We start from the raw sequence: 6,527 nt of genomic DNA on the forward strand, positions 1-6,527 counted from the left end.
AGCTGGCACCCCAGGTGACATTCTCGGGGTATCGGCCGCGCCGCTTCACGATCACAAAGGTCGGCTCGGGACCGAGCGCGCGGTTCCAGCTCGACGCGGCGCCGGCGGTGTCGGCATGAACACTCGGCTCCAATCCGAGCACGGCTGTCGCGGCGTCGCGCCTGTCCGTCGATTAGCTCCCCAGTTGGTGGCGATCGGCGCGCGCCGCGGACAGTCGAACGCAGAGAATCACGCCAGGCGTACGCGAACGTCGCGCGAGTAGCGCAGACGAAAATCGGCGCCCGTGGCGCCGTGGGTGAGGCTCGAAATTCGCTTCACCTAAGCAGCTATAGTGCGAACTTCGCACTCGGGTGTTGTGTCATGGACCTGCACTTCCGGCGCAAACTTTCTTCGCTCATCCCGCACCGACAACGCCGGCGCTTCGTGCCGGCAGCCCCGATCGATAGCGAACGGCTCTACGCGGCGACGCGGCGCACGCCGAAACGCTGCTGCCGGCTCTGCGGCTGCGATGACGATCACGCCTGTCAGCTCGCCGACGGCCGTCCCTGCAGCTGGATTGCCTGGGATCTCTGTAGCGCGCACGGCGAGCTCGCGGGCGATCCCCTAGGGGTGCTGTGATGCGCCTCTTCCGCGCCTGGTCCTTCAACGTCCTGGTTGCCGCTGACGAGCTGCTGAACGCCATCAGCGGCGGTGACGCCGACGGCACGATCTCGCTGCGCCTGGCGCGCGCCGCCCGCCGCGGTTCGCGCGCCGGCCGCGTCGCCTGTCGCCTCTTGTCGCTCGTCTCTCCGCACCACTGCGCGCGCGTCCTGGCCGACGAAGAGGGCCGCGAACAGGACGCCCAGGGGGTGACGTCGTGAGCGCACCCGCGCGCTACGAGCTGCGCCCGCCGACCTGTCACGTGCTGAAGTGCTGGCCGGAATTCTTTCAGCCGATCAGCTCGGGTCACAAGACGTGCGAGCTGCGCCGCGACGACCGCGGCGGCTTCCGTTCCGGCGACATGTTGCTACTCCAAGAATGGGATCCCGAGATGGGAGCGTACACCGGCGCCGTGCTCTTCTGTGCCGTCTCGCACGTGCTCACCGGCACGGAGACGCTGAAGTGGATCGGGCTGCAGGAAGGGTACGCGTTACTGTCGATCCAGCTGATGACGGTGGTGCCCACATGAACGCCCAGTCGGTCCGTGCGGCCGAGATCCTGCGGAAGCGCGGCCGCGGGCGTGTGCGCGGTTCGCGCGATTCGCACGCCTCCTACATGCGGCTCTGCGCCCGCTGGTGCGAAGAGCTGCGCGTCATGCGCAACCACGTGCGCGAGGTGCGCCGCACGCTCGTCAAGCACCCCGAGACGGCGCTGCCCTTTGTCGACGCGCGGATCATCGAGCTGCAGGTCGAACTGACGACGCTCTCCCAGGCGGTGCGCCGCGAGCTGGCGAAGAGGAACGGCTGAGATGACGACGACGATGCCGCGGCCGCGGACGACGAAGAAGCGTGCGTGCTGCACCGACTGCAAGCGCGTGCGCGTCGTCTACGCCACGACGTTCATTGCCGCCGGGCAGCTGTGCATCGTGCAGCGGTTCTGCCGGGTGTGCGGCGAGGCGCGGACGGAGGTGATGTTGCGCGATAGCCGCCGGCGCATACAGCGACAGCAGCGTGCTGGTACTCGACAAGCGCGCGGCCCTTGAGCGGCTGATCCGTCGCGCCCAGGAGACGCGGGCGACGGACGGCGCGGAGGCACCAGGCGAGAGGCTCACCCGCTCCCCTGCTTCCTCCTCCGCGCCGTCCGGTGCCCACGTCGCGGTGAGCGCCCAAGACGACGATGAGGGTTCGCCGGCTTCCCCTCGAAAACTAGCCGGCGGCGCTGCGCCCGAGAGCGCCCCACCCGCCTGAGCGATCCAGGCACCGGCCCCGCGAGGGGCGATCGGGAAATCGAGAGACGGGCGCGGGGAGGTGCGAGCGTACCCGCGCACATGACCACTGCCGGCCTGCGATGCATCTACAGGGCCCCTGTTCGTCTCACGTGTCGAACGGGCCGGAATCGCAGTGGTTATGTCGAACTGGGGGCCTGCCGAAGGCCCCGGGCGCAGTAGATAAGATCGTGCCTTCACCGGTGATCTTATGTGTCTTTCGGGGTGGGTTCGCCAAGGGAGGGGGAGGAAATGACGACCAAACAACGCGCCGCGCGCACACGGCTCTTCCGCTGCGACGCGTGCGGCAAGCCCAACGTGCTCGACATGCTGACGCTGCTCGACCAGTGGGCGTACTGCCTCGGCTGCATCGACGCGCAGCGCGAGCTGTGGGCGTACTGGTCCGACGAAGAGCGCGCGTCGCCGTCGCTGCACGCGTTCTTCGAAGGGATCCGCGTCGCGGCGATCGCGCGCGCCGCGCTGCCGTCGCAGAGCGCGCGGGCGGTGATGGAGGCGCGACGATGAACAGCGGACCGCGCGAAGGCGCCCACTACGGCGCCGAGATCACCGAATCCTGCGTGCGCTGTCGCCGCCTTTTCGCCCTGGAGACGATGATCGCCTACCGCGCCGGCATGTGGTGCCTGCGCTGCACGCTCGACACCGTGGAACGCGAGCGCGGCGGGCCGCGCACCGGCACGACGGGACGGCTGTCGCCGCGCTTCCGGCCGATCCGCCGCGAATCAGCCGGCGCACATACCGAGTAGTTATTATGTCGAGAGGCAATGAGGCCATGACGAGTCGAGGGAGCGGACCACCCCGCAGATCGGGCGCCGTCGTTGGCGCTGCAGTTCACCTGGAAACACCCGGACCGCCACGAGGTCGAGCTGGCGCTGTGCGTGCACGTGCGGATGATGCACATCCGCGGCTGGCAGCACCTGGTCGTCGCGCAGCAGTGGCGCGGCGCGACGTGGGTCGCGGTGGAGATGGCGCCGCACGCCAGGGAAGACGACGCGCGCGACTGGTCGCAGCTGCTGCCGGCGCGCTATCGCGTCGAGACGACGATCGAGGCGCTTATCGGCGAGCCGTGGAACTTCTCCGAGCTGTACATCGACGCGGGGATCGGTCCCCTCCTCAGCCGCGTCGAGTGGGAGCAGTACAAGCGGCGCGAGACGTGGGTGGACATCCACGACGGGCCGCCGAAGGGGTGGCAACAGGACATCGACCATGAGCGCAGACAACAACACTAGCACCGGCAGGATCTGCATGTATGCCCGCCAGCAGTGCACGCTCGCTGACGGCTGCGTCAGCGTCGAGCGCCTGCAGATGGGCGACGACCTGACGGCGATCGAGCTGCGCGCGCTCGGCTGCGAGATGCGCGGCGCGATGCTGTACGCGCCCGAGATCCAGGGCGCGCCGTTGAAGACGGGTGAAGGGATCACGGAGAAGCGCGCGCAGCTGCGCGAGGCGCGCGTCAATCATCTGTATCGCCAGATCGAAGAGCGACGGGACCGCCAGAATCCCGTGTTCCCGAAGACCGCGGCCGGCGCCGCACTGCAGGAAGGTGACGACGAATGACGGAGACAGCGACGGAGACGATGCCGAGCGGTGTGACGACGGAAGACGAGATCGCGCGGCCGGCGAAAGAGAAGAAGCCGCGGACGCCGCGGGGCCAGGCGCCGCCGCCGTCGTCGCACGCGGTGCGCGTGACGCACACCGACATCGACGAATGGGCGGCGGAACTGATCGCCGACGCGCCGCTGATCGAAGAGGCGATCGTGCGCATCACGGAGCGCACGGTGCCGGAGGCGCAGGGATATCTCGAGCGTCACTACGAGCTGATCGCTGGCTACGTCGCGCGCGGCGTCGTCGTCGAGCTCGTGGCGGTGACGGACAAATTCTGGGACGGCAACGGCGAGCAGCAGGAAGCTGCGACCGCCGAGCTGACGGAGTGGACGGAGACGCTCCGTTCGACGTGTGAGGCGGGAGGCCTCGACGTGCGCGGCGGGCGCTTCGGTGCGCTCTAGCCCGCGGCGGGAAGGGAGGTGGTGCGATAGGCAGAAGGGGAGATCCGCCCTGCCCAGGGAGCGGTCTCGGTGACAGCGACGGCCGGCGACTCGGGGAAGAGGAGCCGGCCGTTTGCTACCCCGCGGATCGCCCGATGCGACACACCGGCTGCCAGCGGCGCGGGCGGACGGCGCGCGGGTGGGGGTTGACATGGCCTGTTGACGCCACGGGCATCCTGGGGGGAAAATCGGTTGTTATGTAAGAGGGGGGTGTTCGATGGAACCTCGGGATGAGCTGTTCGCTGAGGCGGCGCGCTACATCAGGCTGATGCGGCGGCTGACCGTCGCCTGGATAGTGCTGTTCGTGGTGTTCGGCAGTCTTGCCGTCGTCATCGCCATCGGGACGATCGCGGCCGGAGGGGGGTGAGAGTTCGATGTTCTCGTACTTCTCGAGAGAGCGTCGCGAGGCGCGCACAGTTGAACAGGAAGAGAAACTCCGACGCAGGGGAACGTTCTCGATCACCGTTCTCGGCGGACGTGCTGCATCGAAGGCGATCAACCGCTGGACCTCGCGCGGGTGGGTGCTGCAGAGCAACATTCCCAGCGGGCTGGGGCCCGAGATACTCGGCGTCAAGGAGATGCAGATGACGCTCGTGTTCAAGTGGCCGGCAGAGCAATCAGTCACGCCGGCGACGGAGTAGCCTTCGGCTTCGGCGTGGCCTTCGCCTCATCGAGTAGCCGGCGCGCGTGCGCGACCTGCGGGTCGATGCCGACGGCGATGAAATCCGCCTCCAGTGTGTCCGCGTCGATCATGCCCTTGAGGTGCTGCTCTTCGTAGGCCTTCGCCAGTGTGTCACGCACCTGCTTATTGACGACATCCGGCGTGACTCTCTTCACGATGGTCGGCTTCGGGATCGCCTTAGCTTCCTCGAGCGCGACGATCGCTTCCGTCTCCGCGGTGGTGAAGCCGACGGCGATCAGCTGCTTACCGAGCGTCTGCGCGTCGATCGCGCCGTGCGCGAACTGGGTGATGTAGGCCTTCTTCAGGTCCGTCCGGACGCGCGCCGCAACGGCCGCGGGCGACGCGGCCTTGTCCGTCGCCGCCGCCGGCGCGACTTCGACCTGTGTCAGCGTCACGATCGCCGCGGCCTGGAAGTCGGGGATGCCGATCGCGATGAGCTGGGCGTTCAGCTCCGACGCGTCGATCAGTCCCTTCTTGAACTGCTCCTTGTACGCCGTCGTCAGCGTCGCGCGCGTCGCGTTGATCGCCTTCGTCTGCGACGCCGGCGTGTTGCCCACCGGCTTCTTCAGCTGGGCGATGTGCGCGCGCTGCACCTCGATGTCCGCCTTGGCGCCGGTGACGCCGACGCCGGCGAGCGACGCGCGCTGTTCGTCCGCGGTCATCGCACCGCGTCCGGCCGCGGACCGGATCGCCGACACGATCTCCGTGCTCTGCGCGTTCGCGTACGCCAAGTCGGCGGCCGCCATGAGCACCGACTTCTCGGCGTCGCGCTTGCCGGCGAGCGTGAGGTAGCCGGTGAGCGCGTCGCGCGAAATGAAGCCGTCGCGGTAGGCGGTCCATGCGTTATCCACGAGCTTGGTGATCGAAGCGTTCATGGCGAGCGTGCGCATGGCCGGCTGCAGTGCATTGATCACTTCGTCGCGGTAGCCGGCGTCCAGGAGCATCGTGTGCAGCTGCGCGTCGTCGATATCGCTGAACTGCATGACGCGGGCGATCTCGAAGATGCGCGCGGGGTGAAACGCCGCCGACTGCATCACCTCGGTCCAACGCGGCGCGTAGCCGTGCCGCGCGTGGATCTCGGCGTACGTCGGACTGTCGATCTTGCGCCGCGATATGAGCTCGTCGATGTCGCGTTCGTTCGGGATGTTCGAGAGGGTTTGCTTGTTGAGGTGCTGCTCCATTGGCCGCTTGAGCGCGACGGCGATCGCTACGCCGAGCCCCGCCTCGATGAGCGTGTCCCAGTCCGCGAACTTGGCGACGAACGCTGCCAGGTTTGATGTTGCATCGGCGTTCTCAGTAGGGATGGCACCTTGAGCCACGGCGATCGAGTGCGCGAGCAGCCCAAACTCCGTGGCGACGACGAGGTCCTGGGCGATCAGCCTGGGCGCGTCGCCTGGCTCGATCTCGCCATGCCCGATGAAGATGTCGATGAGCTGATTGAACATCGCGCCTGGCGCGTCCTGTATGGCGTGGTCGCCGACGCGTACGCCCGACAGGATGTCACGGCCGATCGTCTCGCCGTCTTTCAGTGCGGTAACAAATGCGTCGCGGATTTCGCCGTGCGCTATGGAGTGGAACAGGTCCTGGGTGCCCGTCTCGACCGCGGAACCTATATCGCCGGCGAGGCCCCCGACCTGGCCGGCGACGCCGGCGATGTCGTTCTTCGCGTCGGCGAACGCTTTATCGATATCGGTGTGAAGCGCGTCGAGCAGCGCGGAGATCTGCCCGATCGTGCCCTTGACGAGGAACAGCACGAAGTTCTTGGCGTCGTCGAAGCCCGCGGTGATGACGTTCTCGATCCCGTGGATCAGGAACAGCACGAAATTCTTGGCGTCGTCGAAGCCCGCGGTGATGACGTTCTCGATCCCGTGGATCAGGA

At 67.6% G+C, this 6,527-nt stretch carries 13 protein-coding genes; 12 read left to right on the plus strand and 1 reads right to left on the minus strand.

From position 1 onward, the window contains the following. Window positions 1–360: 360 nt before the first annotated feature. The 12 genes from IVW53_15330 to IVW53_15385 all read left to right on the plus strand — a co-directional run bounded on the left by IVW53_15330 (window position 361) and on the right by IVW53_15385 (window position 4,607). Window positions 361–618, plus strand: a complete 258-nt coding sequence (locus tag IVW53_15330; GenBank protein MBF6606938.1) for a hypothetical protein — start codon at window positions 361–363, stop codon at window positions 616–618. Further along, a complete protein-coding gene (locus tag IVW53_15335) occupies window positions 618–860 on the plus strand; it encodes a hypothetical protein (GenBank protein MBF6606939.1) in 243 nt (80 codons plus the stop codon). Before IVW53_15330 ends, IVW53_15335 begins: the two co-directional genes overlap by 1 nt. Beyond that, the gene (locus IVW53_15340) at window positions 857–1,168 is read left to right on the plus strand and encodes a DUF3850 domain-containing protein (protein MBF6606940.1); all 312 of its coding nucleotides are present in this window, start codon (window positions 857–859) and stop codon (window positions 1,166–1,168) included. Before IVW53_15335 ends, IVW53_15340 begins: the two co-directional genes overlap by 4 nt. Then, a complete protein-coding gene (locus tag IVW53_15345) occupies window positions 1,165–1,446 on the plus strand; it encodes a hypothetical protein (protein MBF6606941.1) in 282 nt (93 codons plus the stop codon). Before IVW53_15340 ends, IVW53_15345 begins: the two co-directional genes overlap by 4 nt. Before the next feature lies 1 nt (window position 1,447). Continuing rightward, on the plus strand, window positions 1,448–1,681 hold the full coding sequence (locus IVW53_15350; protein ID MBF6606942.1) for a hypothetical protein: 234 nt from the start codon (window positions 1,448–1,450) through the stop codon (window positions 1,679–1,681). A 474-nt stretch (window positions 1,682–2,155) separates the two neighbouring features. Continuing rightward, window positions 2,156–2,428 (plus strand): hypothetical protein, encoded by a 273-nt coding sequence (locus IVW53_15355; GenBank protein ID MBF6606943.1) that lies wholly within the window; start codon window positions 2,156–2,158, stop codon window positions 2,426–2,428. Further along, the gene (locus tag IVW53_15360) at window positions 2,425–2,667 is read left to right on the plus strand and encodes a hypothetical protein (protein MBF6606944.1); all 243 of its coding nucleotides are present in this window, start codon (window positions 2,425–2,427) and stop codon (window positions 2,665–2,667) included. Before IVW53_15355 ends, IVW53_15360 begins: the two co-directional genes overlap by 4 nt. A gap of 72 nt (window positions 2,668–2,739) precedes the next feature. Continuing rightward, the gene (locus IVW53_15365) at window positions 2,740–3,150 is read left to right on the plus strand and encodes a hypothetical protein (protein ID MBF6606945.1); all 411 of its coding nucleotides are present in this window, start codon (window positions 2,740–2,742) and stop codon (window positions 3,148–3,150) included. Then, on the plus strand, window positions 3,128–3,478 hold the full coding sequence (locus IVW53_15370) for a hypothetical protein (GenBank protein MBF6606946.1): 351 nt from the start codon (window positions 3,128–3,130) through the stop codon (window positions 3,476–3,478). The genes IVW53_15365 and IVW53_15370 overlap by 23 nt, the downstream gene beginning before the upstream one ends. Window positions 3,479–3,510: 32 nt before the next feature. After that, window positions 3,511–3,927: a hypothetical protein gene (locus IVW53_15375; GenBank protein ID MBF6606947.1), complete on the plus strand. Its 417-nt coding sequence runs from the start codon at window positions 3,511–3,513 to the stop codon at window positions 3,925–3,927. A 256-nt stretch (window positions 3,928–4,183) separates the two neighbouring features. Continuing rightward, window positions 4,184–4,333, plus strand: coding sequence for a hypothetical protein (locus tag IVW53_15380; GenBank protein MBF6606948.1), 150 nt, complete (start codon window positions 4,184–4,186; stop codon window positions 4,331–4,333). Between the two features lie 7 nt (window positions 4,334–4,340). Further along, a complete protein-coding gene (locus IVW53_15385) occupies window positions 4,341–4,607 on the plus strand; it encodes a hypothetical protein (GenBank protein MBF6606949.1) in 267 nt (88 codons plus the stop codon). Here the strand turns inward: IVW53_15385 and IVW53_15390 are convergent. Next, window positions 4,588–6,527 (minus strand): hypothetical protein (locus tag IVW53_15390; GenBank protein MBF6606950.1); only part of this gene is annotated, 1,940 nt, incomplete at its 5' end. The genes IVW53_15385 and IVW53_15390 overlap by 20 nt on opposite strands.

It is taken from the genome of Chloroflexota bacterium (assembly GCA_015478725.1).
Taxonomy (GTDB): Bacteria; Chloroflexota; Limnocylindria; order Limnocylindrales; family CSP1-4; genus C-114.